This window comes from Panacagrimonas sp. (genome assembly GCF_965216805.1).
Taxonomy (GTDB): Bacteria; Pseudomonadota; Gammaproteobacteria; order Nevskiales; family Nevskiaceae; genus Panacagrimonas.
In genome coordinates this window covers 2,629,714-2,653,098 of sequence record NZ_CBDCGN010000002.1, presented here as the reverse complement: position 1 = coordinate 2,653,098, position 23,385 = coordinate 2,629,714, and the positions used below count along the sequence as shown (strand labels likewise).

General features: G+C 65.7%; 22 protein-coding genes. 9 read left to right on the top strand and 13 right to left on the bottom strand.

The window, feature by feature from the left end; all coding sequences use genetic code 11:
• The first annotated feature begins 211 nt into the window (after positions 1 to 211).
• Complete coding sequence (locus tag ACOOHP_RS12515) at positions 212 to 1,282, top strand: diguanylate cyclase (protein ID WP_420466755.1); 1,071 nt, start codon at positions 212 to 214, stop codon at positions 1,280 to 1,282.
• Here ACOOHP_RS12515 and ACOOHP_RS12510 read toward each other — a convergent pair.
• From ACOOHP_RS12510 to proC, 6 genes are all read right to left on the bottom strand, one after another.
• Complete coding sequence (locus ACOOHP_RS12510) at positions 1,279 to 2,472, bottom strand: acyl-CoA dehydrogenase family protein (RefSeq protein ID WP_420466754.1); 1,194 nt, start codon at positions 2,470 to 2,472, stop codon at positions 1,279 to 1,281. The genes ACOOHP_RS12515 and ACOOHP_RS12510 overlap by 4 nt on opposite strands.
• A gap of 275 nt (positions 2,473 to 2,747) precedes the next feature.
• Entirely contained in the window at positions 2,748 to 3,197 is a 450-nt protein-coding gene (locus ACOOHP_RS12505) for a DUF4426 domain-containing protein (RefSeq protein ID WP_420466753.1), read from the bottom strand.
• A complete protein-coding gene (gene metW / locus ACOOHP_RS12500) occupies positions 3,197 to 3,820 on the bottom strand; it encodes a methionine biosynthesis protein MetW (RefSeq protein WP_420466752.1) in 624 nt (207 codons plus the stop codon). The genes ACOOHP_RS12505 and metW overlap by 1 nt, the downstream gene beginning before the upstream one ends.
• Positions 3,817 to 4,995: a homoserine O-succinyltransferase MetX gene (gene metX / locus ACOOHP_RS12495; protein WP_420466751.1), complete on the bottom strand. Its 1,179-nt coding sequence runs from the start codon at positions 4,993 to 4,995 to the stop codon at positions 3,817 to 3,819. The genes metW and metX overlap by 4 nt, the downstream gene beginning before the upstream one ends.
• Positions 4,995 to 5,567, bottom strand: coding sequence for a YggT family protein (locus ACOOHP_RS12490; protein ID WP_420466750.1), 573 nt, complete (start codon positions 5,565 to 5,567; stop codon positions 4,995 to 4,997). Before ACOOHP_RS12490 ends, metX begins: the two co-directional genes overlap by 1 nt.
• Positions 5,568 to 5,582: 15 nt before the next feature.
• Positions 5,583 to 6,428: a pyrroline-5-carboxylate reductase gene (gene proC / locus ACOOHP_RS12485; RefSeq protein ID WP_420466749.1), complete on the bottom strand. Its 846-nt coding sequence runs from the start codon at positions 6,426 to 6,428 to the stop codon at positions 5,583 to 5,585.
• Between the two features lie 159 nt (positions 6,429 to 6,587).
• Between proC and ilvA the strand changes: the two genes are divergently transcribed.
• Positions 6,588 to 8,126: a threonine ammonia-lyase, biosynthetic gene (ilvA, locus tag ACOOHP_RS12480; RefSeq protein WP_420466983.1), complete on the top strand. Its 1,539-nt coding sequence runs from the start codon at positions 6,588 to 6,590 to the stop codon at positions 8,124 to 8,126.
• On the opposite strand, the gene ACOOHP_RS12475 is transcribed toward ilvA, so the two are convergent.
• From ACOOHP_RS12475 to ACOOHP_RS12465, 3 genes are read right to left on the bottom strand one after another with little or no spacing between them, the layout of a single operon-like run.
• Complete coding sequence (locus tag ACOOHP_RS12475; RefSeq protein ID WP_420466748.1) at positions 8,123 to 9,565, bottom strand: amidase; 1,443 nt, start codon at positions 9,563 to 9,565, stop codon at positions 8,123 to 8,125. The two genes, ilvA and ACOOHP_RS12475, sit on opposite strands and share 4 nt — an antisense overlap.
• Position 9,566: 1 nt before the next feature.
• Positions 9,567 to 9,974: a type II toxin-antitoxin system VapC family toxin gene (gene vapC / locus ACOOHP_RS12470; protein ID WP_420466747.1), complete on the bottom strand. Its 408-nt coding sequence runs from the start codon at positions 9,972 to 9,974 to the stop codon at positions 9,567 to 9,569.
• A complete protein-coding gene (locus tag ACOOHP_RS12465) occupies positions 9,961 to 10,182 on the bottom strand; it encodes a type II toxin-antitoxin system VapB family antitoxin (protein WP_420466746.1) in 222 nt (73 codons plus the stop codon). Before ACOOHP_RS12465 ends, vapC begins: the two co-directional genes overlap by 14 nt.
• Before the next feature lie 160 nt (positions 10,183 to 10,342).
• Here ACOOHP_RS12465 and ACOOHP_RS12460 point away from each other — a divergent pair, with 160 nt between their 5' ends.
• From ACOOHP_RS12460 to ACOOHP_RS12450, 3 genes are all read left to right on the top strand, one after another.
• A complete protein-coding gene (locus tag ACOOHP_RS12460) occupies positions 10,343 to 12,019 on the top strand; it encodes an AMP-binding protein (protein ID WP_420466745.1) in 1,677 nt (558 codons plus the stop codon).
• A gap of 11 nt (positions 12,020 to 12,030) precedes the next feature.
• Positions 12,031 to 13,266: an alpha/beta fold hydrolase gene (locus tag ACOOHP_RS12455; protein WP_420466744.1), complete on the top strand. Its 1,236-nt coding sequence runs from the start codon at positions 12,031 to 12,033 to the stop codon at positions 13,264 to 13,266.
• Positions 13,267 to 13,335: 69 nt separating this feature from the next.
• Positions 13,336 to 14,289, top strand: coding sequence for a class I SAM-dependent methyltransferase (locus ACOOHP_RS12450; protein WP_420466743.1), 954 nt, complete (start codon positions 13,336 to 13,338; stop codon positions 14,287 to 14,289).
• Positions 14,290 to 14,430: 141 nt separating this feature from the next.
• On the opposite strand, the gene ACOOHP_RS12445 is transcribed toward ACOOHP_RS12450, so the two are convergent.
• Together ACOOHP_RS12445 and ACOOHP_RS12440 are read right to left on the bottom strand one after the other, a co-directional pair.
• On the bottom strand, positions 14,431 to 16,578 hold the full coding sequence (locus ACOOHP_RS12445) for a 3-hydroxyacyl-CoA dehydrogenase NAD-binding domain-containing protein (protein ID WP_420466742.1): 2,148 nt from the start codon (positions 16,576 to 16,578) through the stop codon (positions 14,431 to 14,433).
• Between the two features lie 120 nt (positions 16,579 to 16,698).
• The gene (locus tag ACOOHP_RS12440; RefSeq protein WP_420466741.1) at positions 16,699 to 17,904 is read right to left on the bottom strand and encodes an acetyl-CoA C-acetyltransferase; all 1,206 of its coding nucleotides are present in this window, start codon (positions 17,902 to 17,904) and stop codon (positions 16,699 to 16,701) included.
• 240 nt (positions 17,905 to 18,144) lie between these two features.
• Here ACOOHP_RS12440 and ACOOHP_RS12435 point away from each other — a divergent pair, with 240 nt between their 5' ends.
• Positions 18,145 to 18,771, top strand: a complete 627-nt coding sequence (locus ACOOHP_RS12435; RefSeq protein ID WP_420466740.1) for a TetR/AcrR family transcriptional regulator — start codon at positions 18,145 to 18,147, stop codon at positions 18,769 to 18,771.
• A gap of 144 nt (positions 18,772 to 18,915) precedes the next feature.
• Positions 18,916 to 19,515 carry a TIGR00645 family protein gene (locus ACOOHP_RS12430; protein ID WP_420466739.1) on the top strand — a complete coding sequence of 200 codons (600 nt, stop codon included), beginning with the start codon at positions 18,916 to 18,918 and terminating at the stop codon, positions 19,513 to 19,515.
• A gap of 105 nt (positions 19,516 to 19,620) precedes the next feature.
• Here ACOOHP_RS12430 and ACOOHP_RS12425 read toward each other — a convergent pair whose 3' ends face one another.
• Together ACOOHP_RS12425 and ACOOHP_RS12420 are read right to left on the bottom strand one after the other, a co-directional pair.
• Positions 19,621 to 20,028 (bottom strand): GFA family protein, encoded by a 408-nt coding sequence (locus ACOOHP_RS12425; protein WP_420466738.1) that lies wholly within the window; start codon positions 20,026 to 20,028, stop codon positions 19,621 to 19,623.
• Positions 20,025 to 21,173 carry an AI-2E family transporter gene (locus ACOOHP_RS12420; RefSeq protein ID WP_420466737.1) on the bottom strand — a complete coding sequence of 383 codons (1,149 nt, stop codon included), beginning with the start codon at positions 21,171 to 21,173 and terminating at the stop codon, positions 20,025 to 20,027. Before ACOOHP_RS12420 ends, ACOOHP_RS12425 begins: the two co-directional genes overlap by 4 nt.
• Before the next feature lie 161 nt (positions 21,174 to 21,334).
• On the opposite strand from ACOOHP_RS12420, the gene gloA reads away from it, so the two are divergent.
• Together gloA and ACOOHP_RS12410 are read left to right on the top strand one after the other, a co-directional pair.
• Positions 21,335 to 21,853, top strand: a complete 519-nt coding sequence (gloA, locus tag ACOOHP_RS12415; protein ID WP_420466736.1) for a lactoylglutathione lyase — start codon at positions 21,335 to 21,337, stop codon at positions 21,851 to 21,853.
• Between the two features lie 12 nt (positions 21,854 to 21,865).
• Complete coding sequence (locus ACOOHP_RS12410; RefSeq protein ID WP_420466982.1) at positions 21,866 to 23,353, top strand: FAD-linked oxidase C-terminal domain-containing protein; 1,488 nt, start codon at positions 21,866 to 21,868, stop codon at positions 23,351 to 23,353.
• The last annotated feature ends 32 nt before the right edge of the window (positions 23,354 to 23,385 follow it).

Below are 23,385 nucleotides of genomic sequence, written 5' to 3'. Positions count from 1 at the left end.
CCAAAAAACCGTCGCGAGCGAAGGCAGTTCGCGTTCGGCGGAGCGCAACAGTTTTTTGGCCAGGTTCCAGGAGGCCGGGGCGGCCGGGTGCACACGGCACCCATCGGTGTCCGTGCGTTGTCACCCTGCGGACGGCGCGAGGTTGGCGGGAGGCGTCGCAGATCGCATAGCCTGACGCTTTATTCAGGGTCAGCCGGAGGGAAAGCAAGGGATGTCGATCGAAGCACAGCCGACGGGACCGGCACCGCCAGCGGCGAAGATTCTGGTGGTGGACGATACCCCGGCCAATCTGGTCGCCATGCGATTGCTGTTGCGCGGCACCGGAGCGCAGCTGGTGGAGGTCGCGTCCGGCAATGCCGCCTTGGCCGCCACGCTCGACCACGATTTTGCGTTGATTCTGCTCGATGTGCAGATGTCCGACATCGACGGTTTCGAGGTGGCCGCGCTGCTGTCCGACGACGAGCGTACGCGCGACACGCCGATCATTTTCGTCACCGCCGCCTATCGCGACGATCTCAACCGCCTCAAGGGTTACCGGCACGGCGCCGTCGACTACATTGCCAAGCCGGTCAACGATGTCATCCTGCTGTCCAAGGTGCGGGTGTTTCTGGACCTGTACCACGGCAAGCGCGCGCTGAAGGACTTGCTGGCGCAACTCAAACAGCGCAACGCCGAGCTGCAAGCCGAAGTGGCCGAGCGCAAGCGGCTGGAGGAGCTGGCGCGACACCAGGCCGGACACGATGCACTCACCCGGCTACCCAATCGACTGCTGTTCATGGATCGCATCGATCAAGCCGTCCGCCGCGCACAACGTCAGCGCAAAGGGTTTTCCCTGCTGTATATCGATCTGGACGGCTTCAAGCCGGTCAACGACCGTTACGGTCATCCTGCCGGCGACCGCGCGCTCCAGGTCGTCGCCTCGCGCTTGCAGAACGTGGTGCGCCACTCCGATACCTGTGCCCGTATCGGTGGGGACGAGTTTGCGGTGATCATGGACGGCGCTGAATCCGATGACGCGCAACGCCTGGGCGAACAGATCTGCAGGGCCCTGCGCGAGCCCTTCTGCGTGAACCCGGACAGTGGCGACGGCCCGATGGCGCAGCTGGGCGCGAGTATCGGGATCGCCTGCTTTCCGGAGTCGGCCGCCGAAGGCGCCGAACCCCTGGTCTTGATCGAAGGATTGATCCACGCCGCGGATGAGGCCATGTACATCGCCAAGCGCGCAGGCAAGAACCGTTGCCACGTGGCCCGTGGCAGCGGTCTGCTGCAGGCCGGCGGTTAAAGGGGATTCTGCGAGTCGAGCCCCAGGGCGATGCGGCCCATCTGTTCGGTGACGCGGTCGATGTGTCCCAGGATGTGCAGCGGCATCGCCTGAAAGTCGCGATAGCGACGCTCGAAGGCGCTGCCCTCGCGCAGGCCGTTGCCGCCGAGCACGCGCAGCACCAGTCGCATGGCTTCGTCGCACAGGTGCACCGCCTGCATGCCGGCCGAGGCCTGGCGGAAGTAGTCCGCTTCGGTCGGCGGCTGGCGCGCGGCGATGCGGGCGTCGGTTTCGACCATCGCGGCGTAGACGGTGTCGGTCGCAGCGTTGATCAGCGCGCGGGCGCGGCCAAGGTTGACGTGGATGGTTGGCCGATCCGCCATGCGGGTACCGAGGATCGCGATGCGATCACGGATGCCGTCGATGGTCTCGCGCAACGAGACTTCGGCGACGCCGGTGGCCATGGCGCCGAGCCACAGCACCGCCAGCCCGACCCAGTCCTCGCGGTAGCGAGCGTGAATCACCGGATAGGCGGGATCGCGAAGCTGCTCGCGGTGCCTGAGCGGCCACGCCGCGATGTGCGTGTTGGGCACGACCAGGCCTTCGTAGTGGATGTGATCGGTGGCCGAGGCGCGCACGCTCATGCCGTCCCAGGTTTCGCGGATGCGGACCTGCGGGCTGCGCAGATCGGCCAGTGCGAAGCAAGGCACCTCGGTGCCTTCGACCATGAACACGACGCCTGCCCACTCGGCGTAGCGTCCTCCCGAGCCGAAGGCGGCCACCCCGCTGAGTGTGGTGGTGGTGCCGTTCCGGACGCCCATGACCTGCGAAGAGGCGCCGGCCGGAAAGCAGAACCACTCCCGCTTTGCCACCGCCTCACCGAGCCGCTTCGTGTGCTCCGGCCCGAGCAGGCCAACGAAGTGATGCAAGGTGCACAGGTGATTCCACAGGCACCACGCGGTCGAGCCGCAATGCGCCGCGATTGCACGAAGCTCGTTGCCGATGTTGACGATGCTCTGGTCCAGCCCCGAGATCTCGGGGCTGGCCGACATGCGCATGATGTCGTTCTGCTTGATGCGGGCGATCAAATCGGCCGAGACCGAACGCGTTGCATCGGCCTGCGCCGCCTGTGCGGCGATCTCGCTCAGCAGCGGCGTGATGTAGGTGGAGTCGTCGTGAACACGCCCTGCGCTGGAAAAGACGTCCGACATGCCGGGTCTCCTCTTCTGTTCCGATGTCCGGCGATATGCGGGCACCCCTCACTCTGGCCGGATTCTGGCGCGAAAACCGGCGTACGAACAACCAAGCCTGGAATCCGTTCGCTCGCAGCGCAGTGTGGAATCGGCGCCACTTCAAGTCTTCACCTGAGCGCTGATCAGACGTTTGCCGGATGGTGCCCTGCATCGTCCAGGCCCCGATAGCCGGATCCTCCAGCGCCTGACCCCGGGATTGCCCCAGGGCCGTAGTGCCGGCCGGTCCTTGAGACTCAGTCGCGATAGAACTGCTGGCGGAAGCGAATCTCGACGGGGTAGGGCGAGCCGGCGGTGTCCACCTCGATCTCGAAGTTGAGATGCTCGCCGTTTTGAATCTCGAATTCCGCGATCAGGTCCTGGGGTTCGCCGTCCATTTCGACGACGCGAAAGTTCAGGATCTGACGCTGTCCGGTGAGTCTGCGTACGGATCCGCTCGCGGTTGCGCGTAGCGCCTGGCCGCTGGCGTTGCGCGGACTCAGGGTGATCAGCGCATGACTGCTGCGGGGCTGCACGCCGAGCCGCCTGGCCACCGGTGCGGCCAAGCTGTTGGTGTTGAGCGTGCCGTAATGCACCACCACGCCGTCGCGGCCCTGCACGCTGGACTGCGCAGCGGCGGCGAACGCGGCGCTGAGCAGGGCCGGCACCAGTAGCACCTGCATCCAGTGCCTGATCACGCGCTGCATCAGTTTTCGTCCTCCAGCAGATACAGCGCGACCTCGGCAAACAGATTGGGCAGCGCGGTGATCCGCGTGCCCTGCCGATGGGCGCGATCCAGCAGGCTGCGATGGACGCAGGTCCAGTGGCGCTCGGCGCACAACGCCTCGAAATCCTGCACCGTGCACAGATGGATGTTCGGGGTTTCGTACCACTGATCGGGCAGTGCAGAGGTCAGCGGCATGCGCCCGCGCAGCAACTGCAGGCGCACGCGCCAGTGACCAAAATTTGGAAAGGTGACGATGGCGCGCCGGCCTACACGCAGGATTTCGGTCAGCGCCTGGTCGGGTCGCACCAGCGCCTGCAGGGTCTGGGTGAGCAGCACGTAGTCGAAGGCATCGGTGGCGAAATCGCGCAGGCCGTCGTCGAGATCGGCCTGGATCACATTGACACCGCGCGCGACACAAGCCGAAACGTTGGCGGCATCGATCTCCAGACCGTAGCCGCGCACCTGGCGCGTACGCGCCAGGTGATCGAGCAGCGTGCCGTCGCCGCAACCCAGATCGAGGATGCGGCTGCCGGGCTCGATCCACTCGCTGATCACCGCGAGGTCGGCGCGCAGGCCCTGCGCAGTGGCGGCAGGCAGGCTCATTGCGCACCCCGCGTCGTTTCGATGTCGTTGGCGACCCGATCCAGGAATGAATGCAGCACGCGGTGATACTCGGGGATGGGCATCAGGAAGTCGTCATGCCCGAGCTGCGAATCGATCAGTGCGTAGCTGACATCGCGGCCGGCGTCGACCAGCGCCCTGACGATCTCGCGCGAACGCGCGGGCGAGAAACGCCAGTCGCTGGAAAACGCCAGCACCAGGAAGCGCGCGCTGGCGCGGCGGAAGGCGTCGGGCAGCGAATCGCCGTAGTCGCGTGCCGGGTCGAAGTAATCCAGCGCCTTGGTCATCAACAAGTAAGTATTGGCGTCGAAACGGTCCACGAACGACTGCCCCTGGTGGCGCAGATAGCTCTCCACCTCGAATTCAACATCGAAGTTGAACGACGGTGCCGCCAGCTTCAGCTCGGAGCCGAACCGGCTGCGCATGGCGGCATCCGACAGATAGGTGATGTGTCCCAGCATGCGCGCCAGCTTGAGCCCGCGCGAAGGGATGGTCTGGTGCTCGTAGAAGCGGCCGCCGTGGAAGTCGGGGTCGGACAGGATCGCCTGCCGCGCGATCTCGTTGAACGCGATGTTCTGCGCCGACAGCTTCGGCGCCGCCGCGATGACGCAGGCATGACGCACGCGCTCGGGCAGGTCGATGGCCCATTGCATCACCTGCATGCCGCCCAGCGATCCGCCCATGATCACCGCCCATTGCCGGATCCCCAGTGCGTCGGCCAGCATCGCTTGCGAGCGCACCCAGTCGCGCACCGTCAGCAAGGGAAAGTCGGGGCCCCACAGTCGCCCGGTCTCGGGGTTGAAACTATTGGGTCCACTGGAGCCGCGACAGCCGCCGAGATTGTTGAGACTGACCACGAAGAAGCGGCGCGTGTCGATCGGCTTGCCCGGACCGATGCAGTTGTCCCACCAGCCCGGTTTGCGGTCGCTCTGCAGATGATAGCCGGCGGCATGATGATCTCCCGACAGGGCATGACACACCAGCACCGCGTTGGAGGCCTGAGCGTTGAGCTCCCCATAGGTTTCCACCATCAGGTCGAAGCGCGGCAGGCTGCGGCCGCAATCCAGCGCCAGCGACGTTTCCACCGCCACCCGGCGCGCCTGCACCAGCCCCACCGAGTCTTCCGGGAAGTGCCCCGGACCGGCGTCCGCGTTCATCAACCGAGAATGCCGGCGCGGAACAGGTTGGGCAGCGGTACCAGCCGCACCAGGACCTGGATCGCAATGATGGCGAACAGCGGCGACAGGTCCAGCCCGGAGATCGACGGGATCAGGCGCCGGATCGGGCGCAGCACCGGCTCGTTCATGCTCCACAGGATATTGGATGCCGGGTTGTTCACGCCGGGTCCGAACCACGACAGGATCGCCTGGAACGTCAGGGTCACGGTGTAAACGTTTCCGGCCAGCACCAGCACCTTGAGCACGGCGTAGAACACCCCAGCCAGGGTGGCCAGGCTCATGTCGAACATCCACATGGTGACGTGAATGTAGATGGTGGAAACCAGCAGCAGCAGCAGTGCCGCCGCCGTGTCCAGGCGCTTCCAGCGCGGCACCGCATTGCGCAACGGCGCCAGCACCGGTTGGGTGATCTTCCACACCAGTTGCGAGATGGGGTTGTAGAAATCCGCGCGGACGGCCGACAGCACGATCCGCAGCAGCACCGCGCTCAGGTAAAGATTGAGCAGGGTGGAGATCAGGAAGTACAGCGCATTGCTGGTGTTGGCGCCCATGAATAAGAGGATCGATCAGTACGAAGGAGGGGGCGCAGCGTTGTGCGCAAGTTCGTCGCCCAGTTGCGCCGAGCGCTGCGCTGCCGCTGCCAGGGCGGCCTGGAACATGGGGCGCAAACCGGCGCTTTCCAGTTGGCGCAGTGCCGCCTCGGTGGTGCCGCCCTTGGAGGTGACCTGGGTGCGTAGTTCGGCAGCATCGGCCGCATCGGCGCCGCCGGCGTCGAGCATGCGTGCGGCGCCGATGCAGGTGCGCTTGGCCAGACGCGCGGCGGTCTCGGCGCTCAGACCCAGGGCGATGCCGGCGTCGGTCATGGCCTCAACCACCAGGAAGAAGTACGCCGGGCCCGAGCCGGATACCGCGGTCACCGCGTCCAGGTCTTCTTCGCGGGCGAGCCAGCAGATTTCTCCGGCCGCGCGCAGCACAGTTTCGGCGCGCGCACGGGCGCTGTCAGGCGTCTGCGGCGAGGCATACAGGCCGCTGATGCCGGCGCCGTACAGGGCCGGTGTGTTGGGCATGCTGCGTACGTAATGCGCTTGCGGTCCCAGCAGACCTTGCAGCAGCTCCAGACGAATACCGGCGGCAATCGACACCACGCAGGTGCCGGGCGCTACCTGCAGCCCCTGCAGCGCAACGGCCATCTGCTGCGGCTTGACCGCCAGAACCAGGGTGTCGACGCCGTCCAGCATCGGCGCGGCGGCGGCCAGCACGCTCACGCCAAAGTGCTCGCGCAGGCTCTGCGCACGCGCAAGGTCGGGCTCGGCCACGCGGATGCGCCCGGCCGGGTGCTGTGCGGCGATGAGGCCGCCGATCAGGCTGGCGGCCATGTTGCCGCCGCCGATGAAGGCAATGACATCGGACATCTGCAGTCTGGGAGATTCGACAGGGCCGCTATCATACGGCCCCCCAACCCGCATGAGACCGGCCGGTACGCGCGTCGCATGCCTCATCAGCCTTTAGACGTCGACGTGAATGCCCCTGTCAGTCCGACCGCCGCCCGCCGCAAGGCCGCGCGTACCGATCTGCTTAACCGCTATGCGCGCCGCATCGAAGCCGCTTCCACGCGGGTCTATGCGGTGGCGCAGGTCACGCCTCTGCAGGAGGCGCCACGGATGTCGCAGCGCCTGGGCAATCGCATCCTGCTCAAGCGCGAGGACCTGCAGCCGGTGCATTCGTTCAAGCTGCGCGGGGCCTACAACAAGATTGCCGGGCTGGACAGCGAAGCGCGTGCGCGCGGGGTGATCTGCGCCTCGGCCGGCAATCATGCGCAGGGCGTGGCGCTGGCGGGACGCTCGCTGGGCATTCCGGCCTGGATCGTGATGCCGCGGACTACGCCGACGATCAAGGTCGAATCGGTGCGCCGGCTCGGCGGCAAGGCCATCCTGCACGGTGACGCCTACGACGATGCGCAGGCACATGCCGAACAGCTCGCGACCGAACGCGGCATGACGCTGATCCATCCCTATGACGATCCCGAGGTCATCGCCGGTCAGGGCACGGTGGCGCGCGAAGTTTTCGAGCAACTGGCCAGCCTGAACCTTCAATCGCTGGATGCGATCTTCGTGTGTACCGGTGGCGGTGGTCTGCTCGCCGGCGTCGCCGCCTGGGTCAAGCATGTGAGTCCGCGGACCCAGGTGATCTCGGTGGAGCCGGAGGACTCCGACTGCATGGCCCAGGCGCTGAGCGCGGGGCGACGAGTGAAACTCGGCCAGGTGGGTCTGTTTGCCGACGGCGTGGCGGTGAAACAGGCCGGCGCCGAACCCTTTCGCGTGTGCCGCGAACTGGTGGACCAATGGATGCGGGTGTCCATCGACGAGATCTGCGCGGCGATCCGCGACATGTTCTACGAGAACCGCGCCGTCCCCGAACCCGCCGGCGCGCTGGGTGTGGCCGGGGTCAAGCGCTGGGTGGCGGAGCACGGGATCAGCGGCCAGAACCTGTGCGCCATCGTCTCCGGTGCCAACGTCAATTTCGACCGCCTGCGCCACATCGCCGAGCGCGCCGAGCTGGGCGATGAGGCCGAGGCCCTGCTGGCGGTGACCATCCCGGAGCAGCCCGGCAGCTTCAAGCAGTTCCTGAAGCTGCTTGGGCGCCGCGTGATCACCGAGTTCAACTATCGCTATTCGGCGCCGGAAGCCGCCCACGTGTTTGCCGGCATCCGGCTCGGCGACGCGCCGGGCGAGCGCGATCAGGTGATCGAGGCGCTGCGCAGCCACGGCCTGGCGGTGGTCGACATGTCCCGCAACGAGATGGCCAAGATGCACGTGCGCTTCATGGTCGGCGGCCGTGCGCCCGGCCTGGCCGATGAGCACCTGTTCCGCTTCGAATTCCCCGAACGACCCGGGGCTTTGGTGGATTTTCTCGGCGCCGTCGGCGGGCGCTGGAACATCTCGCTGTTCCACTACCGCAACCACGGCGCCGCCTACGGTCGCGTGCTATGCGGCCTGCAGGTGCCGCGACGCGATCGCGCCGAATGCCGGCGCTCGCTCGATGCGCTGGGGTACCCCTACAGCGAAGAGACCGGCAACCCGGCCTACGAGTTGTTTCTCGGGGCCGGTTAGCCGGGCATGTCCGGTGGCGGCACCCAGCCGCCGAACTGCTTTTCCAGCGCGATCGCCACCGCGATGGTCCGCGCGTCCTGACCCGGCGCGCCGATCACCTGCACGCCCAGCGGCAGGCCCTGCGCGTTGAGACCCAGCGGCACCTGGGTGGAGGGAAAGCCGAGCACGTTGATGATGCCGCAGTAGGCGAAGTCGAACGGCCGCAGCAACGGGCGGTTGTGCCGCGGCGCGACGCGCGGGTAGGGCGGATACAGCAGCACGCCGTCCTCGCCCAGCGCGGCCAGCAGTTCCTGTTTGAGGGCGCGGCCGGCCTCGACGAAGCGCTGGGTCGGCATCGGCAGCATCTCCAGCGCGGCCAGGGCCAGGGCCGGCAGGGTGTGATCGGTCATGCCCAGCGGCCACTTGATCAGTTCCTTGAGTACCGAGATGCGGCGGCCCTCGCCAAGCTGCTCGGCGAAAGGTGTGGGCTCGGCCGCCTGCATCAGCGCTGACCAGATCTCGAAGGCTTGTCGCAGCCCCTGCGGTTGCAGCCAACGCAAACCTTGAGTCTGCGTGCCCAGCCATTCGGTAGCGTCCTGCTGTGCCTGCATCATGTCGGCGGCCACCGCGCGCTTGCCGTCGTCACGGATCGCCAGCACGCGCAGCTTCTTGAGCTGGACACGCGCCGGATTTCCGCCGAGCGCGCCGCTGCGACATAACGGGTCGACGCCATCGGGTCCGGCCAGAATCTTCAGCAGCGGCCACAGGTCCTGCGCGCGCCGTGTGATCGGTCCGGTGACACAGTTGAAGTTCATCTGTCCGGTCGGCAACGGGTATTGCCCGGTGTTGGGCACGATGCCCGGCGTGGGTTTGTGGCCGAACACGCCGTTGAAGAAGGCGGGAAAGCGGATCGAGCCGCCGACATCGGCGCCCAGCCCGAAGGGCGAGGCGCCCGCACCGATCAGGCTGCCTTCGCCCCCACTGGAGCCGCCGGCGATGCACCGCTCGTCGTAGGGGTTGCCGGTGCGGCCGTAGACGCGGTTGTGGGTCTCCATCCACATGCACAGCTCCGGCGTGTTGGAGAAACCGAGCACGATGGCGCCGGCCTCGCGCAGGCGCTGCACGGTGGGTGCGGACTCGGTGGCCACCGCCTTGCGCCGCGCCACCATCCCGGATACCTGCGGATAGCCCGGAAACGCGAAGTTCTCCTTGATCGTGCAGGGCACGCCCAGCAGCGGCGGCAATGTCGTCGGGTCTTCGGTCTGCAGGCGCTGGTCGGCGGCATCGGCCTCGACGCGCGCCTCGTCGAAACGAAACTGCACCATGGCGTTGATGCGGCGGTTGACGGCGACGATGCGCGCGATGTGGGCGTCCACCAACGTGCGTGAAGTGAGCTTGCGCGCGCGCAGCGCGGCCGTCATGGCGGTCGCGGACAGGCGCAGGGGATTCAGGTCGGGCATGTCAGGTGCGGACGGGAAGCAACTTCAGGCGCGTGTCGACGCGGGCGATGGCCACGAAGTCGCGATCATCGTGCAGCAGGCGCACACCATGCTCGATGGCGGTCTGGGCGATCAGGCAGGCGTGCGGACTGCGTGGCGTCAGGCCCTGCCAGCGGCAGCGCACGTACAACTCCGCGGCGGCAGCGTAGGTGCTCAGATCGGTTGAAGGCATCAGCCGCGGTAACGCGGCGAAGCTGTCGCGCAGCCGCTGCAGATGCTCGGGCGATGCGGCGCCCTGCAGCAGCTCCTGGAAGATCACCGGCGTGATGGCGGCTTCGTTGCGCTGCAGGAGCCGGCGCAGCCGGCGTACGGGTGGACTGAGGTTCTGGCGCAGAAGATCTATCCACACCGTGCTGTCAACCAGAACCATGACTCATGCTCCGCCGTACCGCGCGAACGTCGTAGTCAGGGTCCAGGCAGGCTTGGGAGGCCAGTTCGAGTACCTGCTGCGCGGCAGCCGAACGCTCCGCCACCAGGCGCTGCAAGGCCAGGTGCACCACCTGCCGCTTGGTCCTGGCGCCGGAGGACTTCATGGCCGCCTGCACCAGGGCGTCGTCGAGCACGATATTGGTCCGCATGTCTACACCTTCTGATGTGTAGGATAGCCCGCGCCTGCAGGAATGTCCCCGGCGGCCGACCGGCATCTTGCCGCACCGACGGATTCGCCGGCATCCACGGCCAGCGATGTCTGCGTCAGGCTCTGCAACAATTCGGCTCATTGGAGACCAGCACGCGCCGATGACCACCGCCGACAACAAGACCACCCTGCTGGACTGGTTTCATCATTGGGAGCTGACGCAGCCGCACGCGGTGTATCTGACCCAGCCGGCGGGCAGCGAGGTGACCGACTACACCTGGGCCGAGGTCGGCGATCAGGCGCGGCGCATGGCCGCGCATCTGAAGTCCTTGAAATTCCCTGCGCGCAGCCACATCGGCATCCTGTCCAAGAATTGCGCGCACTGGGTCATCGCGGACCTGGCGATCTGGATGGCCGGACACGTCAGCGTGCCGCTGTACCCTACGCTCAACGCGGACACCGCGTCCTACATCCTCGATCACGCCCAGGTGCGTCTGTTGTTCATCGGCAAACTGGATGCCCCCGACTGGGACGCGGTGCGCGGCGGCATTCCCGCCGACCTGCCGTGCATCGCACTGCCGCTGGCGCCCGCCGGCGAGTGGGACCGCTGGGATACGCTGACGCGCACAGCGCGCGCGACCAAGACCGCAGCGCGGCGCAGGCCTGCAGAGCTGGCGACGATCATCTACACCTCCGGCAGCACCGGCCAGCCCAAGGGCGTGATGACCAGCTTCAAGGCCATGCTTGCTTCGCCGGATGGCTGGGGCCAGGTGATCCCGGCAACGCCGGCGGATCGCATGATTTCCTATCTGCCGCTGGCGCATGCCGCGGAACGTGCAGTGGTGCAGGCGGCGTCGCTGCGCAATGGGTTTCGCGTGTACTTCGCCGACACGCTGGCCAGTTTCGTCGCTGATCTGCGCCGCGCGCGACCCACGATCTTTCTGTCGGTACCGCGGCTGTGGACCAAGTTCTACCTGGGTATCCAGCAGAAGCTGCCGGCCGCACGTCAGCGCCTGCTGTTCAGGACGCCGGTGATCGGCGGCATCGTCAAGCGCAAGCTGCTGCGTGAACTGGGGCTGGACTACACCCGCTTCGCCATCACCGGCGCCGCGCCATTGCCGCCGTCCATCGTGGCTTGGTATCGCGAGATCGGCCTGGACCTGCTGGAGGGCTACGGCATGTCGGAGAACTTTGCCTACTCGCACGGCAGCCGGCCGGGCCAGGTGCGCGTGGGCTACGTTGGCCAGACCGTGCCCGGTGCGCAGTGCCGCATCGCCGACAATGGCGAAGTGCTGGTCAAGAGCCCCTGCAACATGATGGGTTACTACCGCGACGAGGCGCGCACCGCGCAAGCCATCGATGCCGAGGGTTGGTTGCACACCGGCGATCGCGGTGAGATCGACGAGCAGGGTCGCTTGCGCATCACCGGTCGGGTGAAGGAATTGTTCAAGACGTCGAAGGGTAAGTACGTGGCGCCGGCGCCCATCGAGAACCGTTTGATGCGCCACCCGGCGCTGGAAGCCGTGTGCGTGTCCGGCCCCGGCCGGCCGCAGCCTTACGCGCTGGTCATGCTGAGCGAGAGTGCGCAGCATGCGGCCGGCGATGCTGCCGGGCGCAAGAAGCTGGAGCGCGAACTCGCCGAACTGCTGGACGAGGTCAATGGCGAGCTCGAACCCCACGAGGGCCTGGACTTCATCGCGGTGGTGCGCGAGCAGTGGACCATCGATAGCGGTTTTCTGACGCCGACGCTGAAGATCAAGCGTGACGTGATCGAGCGCCGCTACGAGCCGCAGGTCGAGGGTTGGGCGTCGCGGCGGCGCAAGATCGTGTGGGCGTGAAGAGCTAAGTCATGGGTATCCTCAGACACGCGCTGGACCAGGCCCTCGCCCTCAACGAGCGCATCGCACAGGTCGCCAACAACGCCTTCGACCGCATTTTCCTGCCGGGCACGATGGTGCAGTCGGGACAGACGCCTTTCGAAGTGGTGCACACCTACGGCATCACCTCGGTGCGCTACTACCCGCCGCTGGAGGAACCGGAAATTGTGCTGGCCGACGGCTCGACCCTGCAGGCACAGCCGGAAACCCATGGCGTGCCGCTGGTGCTGGTGCCGCCGCTGGCGGCGCGACCGAGCATCTTCGATCTGATGCCCAACCGCAGCCTGATCAAGTATTTCGTTGCGCGGGGCTATCGCGTGTACCTGATCGACTGGGGCGAGCCCGGCCGCGAGCAGGCGCATTACGGCCTCGGCGATTACGTCAACGACCTGATGCCCGAGGCGCTCAAGCGCATCCGCGAGCATGCCCAGGTGCAGGACCTGAGTCTGTTCGGCTGGTGCCTGGGTGGGCTGTTCTGCCTGATGTATGCGGGGGTGTCGCACGATCAGAATCTGCGCAACATCGTCACCGTCGCCAGCCCCATCGACACGCGCGAGGGCGACATCATGGGCAAGCTCACCGCGGCGCTGATGAAGCCGGCCGAAATGGTGCGCAAGCTCACCGGCTTTCGCATCCACAAGCTTGCGCCGGAGCGCTTCACGCTGCCGGGCTGGGCCAACTCGCTGGCGTTCAAGCTCACCAATCCGGTTGGTAGCATCACCACCTACTGGGATCTGGTGTTGCGCCTGTGGGACCGCGAGTTCGTGGAAAGCCACACGACGACGTCGAGCTTCCTCAACAACATGCTCGCCTACCCGGGGCGGCTGATCCAGGACATGTTCGTGAAGTTCGCCATCGACAACGACCTGTCGCGCGGTAGCATCGAGCTGGACGGCCATACGGTGGACTTCGGCCGGATTGGGTCTTCGGTGCTGGTGTTTGCGGGTGAGGCCGATACCCTGGTGACGCCGGCCGCGGCGCGCAGCAGCCTGGAACTGGTGGCGTCGCAGGACAAGCGCTATCTGGTGGCACCGGGCGGACACGTCGGGGTGCTCGCGGGCGCATCCGCGCAGGCAGCAGTGTGGCAGGTGGCGGCGGACTGGCTGGCGGAACGTTCGGCGGTGGACGTTGCGCGCGCGCCGGAACAGGTACAAAGAGAACAGCGCCTGCGGCGTCGGCGCAGGCTTTCGGACGATCCCGGGTTCTGAACCGGGGGAACGTCGTCAGACCAAACCGGGTCAATCGCTGATGACCCATCAAGACCAAGAGGAACTTCGATGACTCACGCTCGTTTACTGCCACTGACCGCATTGCTGCTCTTGGCCGCCTGTTCCGGCGATCCGGACGCGGTCCCCATCCCCGATCCCGACAAGCTGCCGGACACCTCTGAGGCGGCTTCGACCGGCAACAGCGGGCCTCTGACCACCGAGACCGTGCAAGCACCCGACGAAGTGCTCCAAGCCGTCGTCGTCGGGGAATGGCGCAGCGAGTCGGACCGCGCCCGCGACACCTGGCGGCATCCAGCGGAGTCGCTCACCTTCTGGGGCCTGCGCCCCGGCATGACGATATTGGAGATTCAGCCCGGCGGCGGCTGGTGGACCGAAATCCTGGCGCCGTACGCGCAGCGGACCGAAGGTCAGTACTACGCCACCGCGGTCGATCTGGAAGACCCTGAGATCGGCGACAAGGCACGTCAGTCGCGCGAGCGCTGGGCGGCGCGCTGGGCCGAAAAGCCGGAGCTGTACGGCGAGGTCAAGCTGGTCAACTGGGGGCCCAAGTCGGCAGCGCTGCCCGAAGAAACCTTCGACTTCGTGCTGACCGCGCGCTCCATCCACGGCTGGATCACCCGCGGCGAGGCCGACAAGCTGTTCGCCGATCTGTATGCCGCGATCAAGCCCGGCGGCATCCTGGGGGTGGAGCAGCATCGAGCCGCGCCCGGCGAGCAGGAGTTGCCGCCCAAGTCGGGTTACGTCACCGAGGCCTATGTGATCGACCTCGCCAACAAGGCCGGTTTCGAACTCGACGACAGTTCCGACATCAACGCCAACCCGGCCGATACCAAGGATCATCCTTTCGGCGTGTGGACCTTGCCGCCGGCGTCGCGCACCCGGCCGTACTCGGAAGGGGCGGATGCCAGGGACCCCGACTTTGACCGGGCCAAGTACGACGCCATCGGCGAGTCGGATCGCATGACCTTGAGGTTTCACAAGCCGATTGCTGCGGCGGGATAGTGGAGTAGGGCGGGCCGTGCCCGCCGTGTGCGGCCGGATGACGTCCCACCGCGGCGGCCACGGGCCGCCCTACGCCTGAAATGAAAAACCCGGAAGGATTTCTTCCGGGGTTTTTGCGACAAGCAGTCGTGTCTTCGCTGCTTATTTATCTGCGTAGTGCCTGCCGGCCTTGGCCATTTCGAGCAGCGACTTGGGCGGCGCAAAGCGAGCGCCATATTTGGAGGCGAGCTGCTGCGCACGCGCCACGAACTTCGACGGTCCGTAGGCATTGATGTACTGCAACGCGCCGCCCTGGTGCGGCGCAAACCCCCAGCCGAAGATGGAGCCGATGTTGGTGTCGGCCACTGTCACCACCACGCCCTCCTCGAAGCAGCGCGCCGCGTCCACCGCCTGCACGAACATCAGGCGCTCGATCAGCTCCTTCTGTTCGGGCTGGTCCCTGGCGACCGGGTAGTGTTCGGCCAAGCCTTTCCACAGGGTCTTTTCACCCTTGGTGCCCTCGGCCGGATAGTCGTAGAAGCCCTTGCCGGCCTTCTTGCCGGGACGTCCGAGTTCCTTGACCATCTTTTCGATCACCGCATCGCCGGGACGCGGCTCCAGCACCTTGCCGTCGGCCGCAAAGTCCTTGCGGGTCTGCTCCAGGATATGCAGCGCCAGCGACATCGACACCTCGTCGTTGAGCGCCAGCGGGCCCACCGGCATGCCGGCCTGAACGCCCGCCACTTCGATCGAACGCGGATGCACGCCCTCGCTGAGCATGGCCAGCGCTTCCATGATGTAGGTGCCGAACACGCGCGAGGTGTAGAAGCCGCGCGAATCGTTGACCACGATCGGCGTCTTCCTGATCTGCTGCACGTAGTCGAAGCCCTTGGCCAGGGTTTCTGCGCTGGTCTTTTCGCCCTTGATGATTTCCACCAGCGGCATCTTGTCGACCGGCGAGAAGAAATGCAGGCCGATGAAGTTGTCGGGGCGGCTGTGGGCGGTGGCCAGGCCGGTGATCGGCAGGGTGGAGGTGTTGGACGCGAACACCTTGTCGGCACCGATCACCGCTTCGGTTTTCTTGGTGACCTCGGCCTTGATGCCGCGATCCTCGAACACCGCCTCGATCACCAGATCGCAACCGGCCAGATCCTCGTATTTCGTCGTCGGCGCGATCCTGGCCAGAAAGGCTTCCTTGTCCGCCGGCAGCATGCGGCCCTTCTTGACCAGCTTGTCCAGCAGTCCAACCGAATAGGCCTTGCCCTTGTCGGCGGCGTCCTGGGTGGTGTCCAGCAGCACCACGTCGATGCCGACCTTGGCCGAGACGTAAGCAATGCCGGCGCCCATCATGCCGGCGCCGAGGATGCCGAGCTTGTTGACCTTGGATTTTTCAAAGCCTTCGGGTCGCGACTTGCCCTTGTTGATGGCATTGAGCTGGAACCACAGCGTGCCGATCATGTTCTTCGACACCTGCGACACCACCAACTCGGCAAAGTAGCGCGACTCCACCCGGCAGCCAGTCTCGAAGTCGACGATGCCGCCCTCGTAGATGCAGGACAGGATATTGGTCGCCGCCGGGTAATTGCCCTGGGTCTTGGCGTTGGTCATCGACGGCGCGATGGCGAGCATCTGCACCGTGGCCGGATGGCGCGAATCGCCGCCGGGGAACTTGAACTTCTTGTCGTCCCAAGGCTGCACCGGTTTGGGATTGGCGAGGCACCAGGCCTTGGCCTTGGCCAGCAGCTCGGCCTTGTCGGCCACCAGCTCCTGGATGATGCCGGCCTGCTTCGCCGCGCTGGCACTGAGCTCCTTGCCCTCCAGCATCAGCGGTGCCGAATTCTGGATACCGATCATGCGCGGCAGGCGCTGGGTGCCGCCGCCGCCGGGCAGCAGGCCAAGCTTGACTTCCGGCAGGCCGAATTTGGCCTTGGGATCGTCGATGGCGATGCGGTGATGGCAGGCCAGGGCCAGCTCCAGGCCGCCGCCCAGCGCCGTGCCGTTGAGCGCGGCCACCACCGGTCGGCCGCAGAGTTCCAGGCGGCGCAGCAGTTTCTTGAAGTTCTCGGCCTGATCGAAGGCAAGTTTCGGATCGGTGATGCCGAACACCATCTCGATGTCGGCGCCGGCCAGAAATTCCTTCTTGCCGGAGGTGAGCACCACGCCCTTGATGCCGGTGTCCTGTTCGATCTTGCCGATGGCATCGAGGAAAGGGCCGGTGAGGTCGGCGTTGAGCACGTTCATGGAACGGCCGGCCATGTCCATCGTCAGGGTGACGATGCCGTCGGAGTCTTTTTCGAAGTTGACGCTCATGGTTGAAGTCCTTGTCCTGAATGCTGCCCGCAAGCAGGTCTGTGCTTACGGGGAGAACGACCGCTCGGCTTGCCGGCGACCCTCGCTTTCGCGAGGGGCCCCGCCGGGTGCCTCGGGTCGTTACACCCGCTCGATGATCGTGGCGATACCCATACCGGCGCCGACACACAGCGAGGCCAGCGCGGTGGACTTGCCGGTGCGTTCGAGTTCGTCCAGCGCGGTGCCCAGAATGATGCAGCCGGTCGCGCCCAGCGGATGACCCATGGCGATGGCGCCGCCGTTGACGTTGATCTGGTCCATGGTGATGTCCAGATCGCGCGCGGCGCGCATCACCACGGCGGCGAAGGCCTCGTTGATCTCGAACAGGTCAATGTCCTTCGCGCTCATGCCGGCTTTCTTGAGTGCCTTCTTCGAGGCCGGCCCGATACCGGTGAGCATGATGGTGGGCTCGCTGCCGGTGACCGCGACCTGGCGGATGCGTGCACGCGGTTTGAGGCCCAGCGCCTTGCCCTTCTCCAGACTGCCGATCAGCATTAGCGCGGCGCCGTCGACGATGCCCGAAGAATTGCCGGCATGATGGACGTGGTGGATTTTCTCCACCGTGGTGTACTTGCGCAGCGCGGTGGCGTCGAAGCCCATCTGGCCCATCATCTCGAAGCTGGGCTTGAGGCCGCTGAGCGATTCCACGGAGGCGTCGCCGCGCACGGTCTCGTCATGATCCAGCACGATCATGCCGTTGACGTCCTTTACCGGCACGATGCTCCTGGCGAATTTTTTCGCCGCCTGTGCGGCAGCGGCGCGCTTCTGCGATTCGACGGCAAAGGCATCGACGTCCTGGCGCGAGAAGCCTTCAAGCGAAGCGACCAGGTCAGCGCTGACGCCCTGCGGGATGAAGCTCAACTGATGATTGATGCGTGGGTCCATCGCCCAGGCACCGCCGTCGGAACCCATCGGCCAGCGGCTCATCGACTCGATGCCACCGGCCACGATCATGTCTTCCTGGCCCGACATCACCTTCATCGCCGCCAGGTTGACCGACTCCAGGCCGGACGCGCAGAAGCGGCTCTGGGTGACGCCCGCCACCGACTGATCCCAGCCGGCGTAGAGCACCGCGGTGCGCGCCACGTCCGCGCCCTGTTCGCCCACCGGCGTCACGCAGCCCAGCACCACGTCGTCGACCTGCGAGGTGTCCAGCTGATTGCGGTCCTGCAGCGCCCACAGCAGGTTGGCGACCAGATGCACCGGCGTGATCTCGTGCAGGCTGCCGTCCTTCTTGCCCTTGCCGCGCGGCGTTCGCACCGCGTCAAAGATGTATGCGTCGGTCATGGAAGCTCCGGAAACGTTGGGTAATAAGAGTTACGCAATGCGATTGCGGGATTGCGGATGGGCAACCTATGAATACGGGCGTCCTGCGGACCACCAAGCCCGCGTGCGCGGTTGCAGTGCAACAAGCATAGGCGCGGCGTTCAGGAGGGTCAATTTGGTGGTTGCAGCCGCCGGCTCACGCCAAACTTTCGTATAGTAAAGATCGTTACCTTACCAATCCGGATTGGCAGCCTTCATCCCATGAACCGACCTGAAGATGCCGGCGACCTGCGTCTGCCCGACTTGAGTCACCTGGACCCCGCGACCCGCGAACGCATCGAGCAAACCGTGCTCGATATCTTTTCCCAGCGCGAGTTTCATCGCGTGGGGCTGATCGAGATCGCCCGCGGGGCGAATGTTTCTCTGCAGACCATCTACAAATACTACGGCAGCAAGGAGGCCCTGCTGTTCTCTACCCTGGACGCGCAGTTGCAGCGTCTGGCCGACCGCATGCTGGATCATCTGCAGGGAATCGAGAACTACAAGGAACGTCTGCGCAAGACCTTCTGGGTGTCGCTGGATTTCTTTGAGAAGAACCCGCGGGTGCTGCAGATCCTGATGAGTTCGGTCTACATCAACACTTGGCGCAAACAGGGTAACTACGAGCATCGAGTGCTGTTCGGCACCTTCATCAAGGTGCTGGCAGAAGGCCGTGCCAGCGGTGTGCTGACCGACGAGGTCGACGAGAAAACCCTGCTCGATTTCATCTCCGGGGTGATCTGGCGCAGCGTGCAGGCCTGGGCCGTGCGCGGCATGAAGGATCCGCCGACGCGCCGCGCCGGCGCGCTGTTCGAAATGCTGTGGCGGGCCATCTCCAAGCCGGATTGATCCTTGCCCCGGCGGCTCTTGAAACGGAGCGGTCTCGCCCTGACGGTGGAGAGCTGGCTGGCAGCGATCCGCTCCGCGAGGGCGCCATCACGATAGCGTCACCGCGTCGCTGCTACCGTCGCCCCCGCTTTCGAACTCCGACCCATGACTCCAAACGTGCCTGCTCCCCTCGGCCCCTTGCCGAGCATCATCTTTGCGTCCCGCTGGTTGCAGGTGCCCCTGTACCTCGGACTGATCGCGGCGCAATGCGTATACGTGGTGCTGTTCGTCAAGGAGTTATGGCACCTGGTCCACGGCGCGTTCGAACTCGGCGAACAGGAGGTGATGCTGATCGTGCTGGCGCTGATCGACGTGGTGATGATCTCCAACCTGCTGGTGATGGTGATCGTCGGCGGCTACGAAACTTTCGTGTCGCGCCTGCGCCTGGAGCGCCATCCCGATCAGCCGGAATGGCTCAGCCACGTCAACGCCAGCGTGCTCAAGGTCAAACTGGCCATGGCGATCATCGGCATCAGCTCGATCCACCTGCTCAAGACCTTCATCGAGGCCGGCGCATTGGGTGCCCTACCGCCCTGCGCCACCGCTGTGGCCGGCGTGCGCTGCACCACGGTGACCGAGACCGGCGTGATGTGGCAGACCATCATCCACATGGCCTTCATCCTGTCGGCCATCGGCATCGCCTGGACCGACCGTCTGATGCACGCCACGATGGCCAACGGCAAGGCGCGGGCGGCGGCGCACTGAGTCATGGTGCGTTGAAGCTGGCGGCACTCGTGCGGACGCCGGGCCCCGCTTCGGAAGCCCGGTGTTCCAGGGTTCGCCGGAGTGACGTCGAAGGCCTTGCCGACCTCAGCCCGGCATCCGCTCGAACGCCGGCATGCCGTCGGCAATCACGTGAAACGGCTGCTGATCGACGGTGTAGATCGCCATCTGCGGGTTGCCGAACGCCGCTGGCTGATCCAGGGTGCCGAGCTTGACGATGGACATGCCCGCCAAGGCCGGGGCGCGACTGAGCAGCGCGGTGCCGCAATTGGCGCAGAACTCCCGGGTAACCGGCGCTTCCAGGTCCGAGCGCTGGAACTGCTTGGGCCCGCCTTGCAGATAGGTGAAGCCGGTATCGGGCACCACCACGCAGACATTGGGGCTGCCGCCGGAAATGTACTGGCACTCGCGGCAGTGGCATTGCGCGATCAGCACGGGGTCGGCGTCGATCTCGTAGCGCACCGCTTTGCAGTAACAACCGCCTTGGACTTTCATGATGGGCTCTCTCCTCCCGTGGTTGGATGGTCCGTGGTGCGGTCCGCGGACTGGAGCGGATTGTGCGCCGTCGGCGGCGGTTGCGCAGCCTCCCGCGGGTTGTCACTAGCGGGCCACGCCTTGATCACCGCGTTGACCAGCGTGGCCAGCGGAATGGCGAAGAACACCCCCCAGAAACCCCAGACGCCGCCGAAGAACATGACCGCCACGATGATCGCGGCCGGGTGCAGGTCGTTGGTCTCGGAGAAGATCAGAGGCACCAGCACATTGCCGTCCAGAGCCTGCAGCACGCCGTAGGCAATCAGGGTCCAGGCCAGTTGCGGGCCCAGCCCGAACTGCGCGTAGGCCACCGCCGCCACCGGGATCGTGACCAGGGTGGCGCCGACCCAGGGCACCAGAACCGAAAAGCCGGTGACCGCGCCCAGCAGCACCGCGTAGTTCAATCCCAGCAGCTTGTAGACGATGAAACTCACGGTCCAGACGATGAGGATTTCGACGACCTTGCCGCGCACGTAGTTGGAGATCTGGCCATCCATGTCGTGCCAGACACGGCCGATCAGGCTGATGTCGCGCGGCAGAAAGCGTCGCGCCCAGCGCAGCATCTGCTGCTTGTCCTTGAGCATGAACAGCACCAGGATCGGCACCAGGATCAGGTACACCACGACCAGGGTGAGTCCGGCGCCGAGCAGGTGCGAGCGTGACATGATCTCCCGCTGCATCAGGTCCAGGTCGATCGACAGGCTGCCGGCCACCTCGTCCATCTGCTGCACAGAGAAGATATTGGGATAGTCGGCCGCAATCCCCACGTACCACTCGCGCAGCCGCGCGATCACCGTCGGCAGTTCCTGCAGCACCTGGATCGACTGCTTGATCAGCAGGGGCACCAGTGCCCACAAGGCCACCGCCGTCAGGCCGACGAACAGCACCCACACGCAGATCGCCGCCCAGGTGCGCCGCATGCCACGGCGCTGCAGCCGCATTACCGGACCCTCCAGCAGATAGGCGACCAGCAACGCGGCCAGCAGCGGCGCGAATACGGTGGGGATGAAGGTCAGCGCCACCCAGATCAGCGCCAGCAGCAGCGCCAGGCTGACGATCTGGGGGTCGGAAATCTGCTTGCGCAACCAGTCGGAGACGATATTCACGGATGTGATACCAAGAGTTCACCAAGCCGGCGAATGACCGTCGTCACGATGCCGGGTTCGATACTGCAACCGTGCCGGACCGGGCGCGGGTTTACCAGCGCTTGCGTAGCGCTGCCGCCTCGGGTCTCATCGCGGGCCCGCCTCATGCTTTCGGAGAACCGATGAACGCTGCCGCCGATACGGCCACTGCCACGCAGGACTACATCATGAGCCAGACCATGTTGCGGGTGCGCGATCCGCAGCGTTCGCTGGCGTTCTACCGCGACGTGCTCGGCATGACCCTGCTGAACCGTTTCGACTTTGCCGAGATGAAATTCTCGCTGTACTTCGTCGGCTATCTGCGACCTGAAGATGGCGCTCTGCCTGAGGACCCGGTGGCGCGTGCCGAGTTCACCTTCAACCAGAAGGGGGCCATCGAGCTGACCCACAACTGGGGCACCGAGTCCGACGACAGCTTTACCGGCTATCACAACGGCAATGCCGATCCGCGCGGGTTCGGCCACATCGGCATCACCGTGCCGGACGTGTACGCTGCCTGCGAGCGCTTTGAGGCGCTTGGCGTGGAGTTCGTCAAGCGCCCGGACGACGGCAAGATGAAGGGTCTGGCATTCATCAAGGACCCGGACGGGTACTGGATCGAGGTGCTGTCCGCACGCAATTCCTCGCGTCTGGCCGGCTAGCCGCGCGTGAGCCTGCAGATGCCGACGCCCGACGCCGGGGTGATCGCCTCGCGCGAAGCCATCCTGGCTGGACTGCGCGCGATCCTGCGCGACGATGGCGTCATCGGCGATGCCGAATCCCTGGTGGCTTATGAGAGCGATGGCCTCACCGCGTATCGCCAGTTGCCGCTGGCGGTGGCGCTGCCACGCACCACACAGCAGGTCGCGCAGATCCTGCGCTTCTGCAAACAGCGCCGGATCAAGGTGGTGGCGCGGGGGGCGGGAACCTCCTTGTCCGGTGGCGCACTGCCGCTGGCTGATGGGTTGATCCTGGGGCTGGCACGCTTCAATCGCATTCTCGATATCGATTACGACAATCGCACCGTCACCGCGCAGCCCGGCGTCACCAACCTGGGGATCACCGAAGCGGTACGCGAGCAGGGCTTCTACTACGCGCCCGATCCGTCGAGCCAGATCGCGTGCTCCATCGGCGGCAATGTGGCGGAGAACTCCGGCGGCGTGCATTGCCTGAAATACGGCCTCACCACCAACAATGTGCTGGGGGTGGAACTGGTGACGATGGAGGGCGAGATCCTGCGCATCGGCGGCAAGACCCTGGACGCGCAAGGCTACGACCTGCTGGGGATCGTCAACGGTTCCGAAGGCATGCTGGGCGTCATTACTGAAGTCACCGTGCGCATCCTGCCGCGGCCTGCAACCGCACGCGCCGCGCTGCTGGGGTTTCCCAGCGTGGAGTCGGCCGGACAGTGCGTGGCCGATATCATCGGCGCCGGCATCATTCCCGCCGGCATGGAGATGATGGATCGTCTGGCCACGCAGGCGGCCGAGGACTTTCTGCACATCGGTTATCCGCTGGACGCCGAGGCGGTGCTGATCGTCGAGGCCGATGGCATCGCCGCCGAGTGCGACGAGATCCTGCGCCGGGTCGAGCAGATCGCCCGGACCAACGGCGCCAACACCTGCCGCATCTCGAACAGCGAAGACGAACGCCTGCGCTTCTGGGCCGGACGCAAGGCGGCGTTTCCGGCCACCGGGCGTTTCTCGCCGGATTTCTACTGCATGGACGGCACCATCCCGCGCCGCGAGCTGGCGCGGGTGCTCAAGGCCATGCAGGGCATGACCGAGAAATACGGCCTGCGCGTGGCCAATGTGTTTCATGCCGGCGACGGCAACCTGCATCCGCTGGTGCTCTACAACGCCAACGAGCCGGGACAGTTGGAACGTGCCGAGGCCTTCGGCGCCGAAATCCTGCGCCTGTGCGTGGAAGTGGGCGGCGTGCTCACCGGCGAGCACGGCGTCGGTGTGGAAAAGCGCGATCTCATGCCCGAAATGTTCTCGGAGATCGACCTGGCGCATCAGCAGCGTCTGAAATGTGCCTTTGATCCAGAGCTGCTGCTTAATCCCGGCAAGGTATTTCCGCAATTGCATCGCTGTGCGGAGCTGGGCCGCGTGCACGTGCATCGCGGACAGCTGCCGCATCCCGAACTGCCGCGGTTCTAGCGAGATCGAGCGATGCGTCGCCATCGACGAGC

Coding starts and splice junctions, on each gene's coding strand:
- metW (WP_420466752.1), bottom strand. CDS start 3,820: ATGAGCCTGCCTGCCGCCACTGCGCAGGGCCTGCGCGCCGACCTCGCG.
- ACOOHP_RS12430 (WP_420466739.1), top strand. CDS start 18,916: ATGACTCCAAACGTGCCTGCTCCCCTCGGCCCCTTGCCGAGCATCATC.
- ACOOHP_RS12425 (WP_420466738.1), bottom strand. CDS start 20,028: ATGAAAGTCCAAGGCGGTTGTTACTGCAAAGCGGTGCGCTACGAGATC.
- gloA (WP_420466736.1), top strand. CDS start 21,335: ATGAACGCTGCCGCCGATACGGCCACTGCCACGCAGGACTACATCATG.
- ACOOHP_RS12515 (WP_420466755.1), top strand. CDS start 212: ATGTCGATCGAAGCACAGCCGACGGGACCGGCACCGCCAGCGGCGAAG.
- ACOOHP_RS12460 (WP_420466745.1), top strand. CDS start 10,343: ATGACCACCGCCGACAACAAGACCACCCTGCTGGACTGGTTTCATCAT.
- metX (WP_420466751.1), bottom strand. CDS start 4,995: ATGAACGCGGACGCCGGTCCGGGGCACTTCCCGGAAGACTCGGTGGGG.
- proC (WP_420466749.1), bottom strand. CDS start 6,428: ATGTCCGATGTCATTGCCTTCATCGGCGGCGGCAACATGGCCGCCAGC.
- vapC (WP_420466747.1), bottom strand. CDS start 9,974: ATGGTTCTGGTTGACAGCACGGTGTGGATAGATCTTCTGCGCCAGAAC.
- ACOOHP_RS12475 (WP_420466748.1), bottom strand. CDS start 9,565: ATGCCCGACCTGAATCCCCTGCGCCTGTCCGCGACCGCCATGACGGCC.
- ACOOHP_RS12435 (WP_420466740.1), top strand. CDS start 18,145: ATGAACCGACCTGAAGATGCCGGCGACCTGCGTCTGCCCGACTTGAGT.
- ACOOHP_RS12445 (WP_420466742.1), bottom strand. CDS start 16,578: ATGAGCGTCAACTTCGAAAAAGACTCCGACGGCATCGTCACCCTGACG.
- ACOOHP_RS12440 (WP_420466741.1), bottom strand. CDS start 17,904: ATGACCGACGCATACATCTTTGACGCGGTGCGAACGCCGCGCGGCAAG.
- ACOOHP_RS12490 (WP_420466750.1), bottom strand. CDS start 5,567: ATGGGCGCCAACACCAGCAATGCGCTGTACTTCCTGATCTCCACCCTG.
- ACOOHP_RS12510 (WP_420466754.1), bottom strand. CDS start 2,472: ATGTCGGACGTCTTTTCCAGCGCAGGGCGTGTTCACGACGACTCCACC.
- ACOOHP_RS12505 (WP_420466753.1), bottom strand. CDS start 3,197: ATGCAGCGCGTGATCAGGCACTGGATGCAGGTGCTACTGGTGCCGGCC.
- ACOOHP_RS12450 (WP_420466743.1), top strand. CDS start 13,336: ATGACTCACGCTCGTTTACTGCCACTGACCGCATTGCTGCTCTTGGCC.
- ACOOHP_RS12455 (WP_420466744.1), top strand. CDS start 12,031: ATGGGTATCCTCAGACACGCGCTGGACCAGGCCCTCGCCCTCAACGAG.
- ACOOHP_RS12465 (WP_420466746.1), bottom strand. CDS start 10,182: ATGCGGACCAATATCGTGCTCGACGACGCCCTGGTGCAGGCGGCCATG.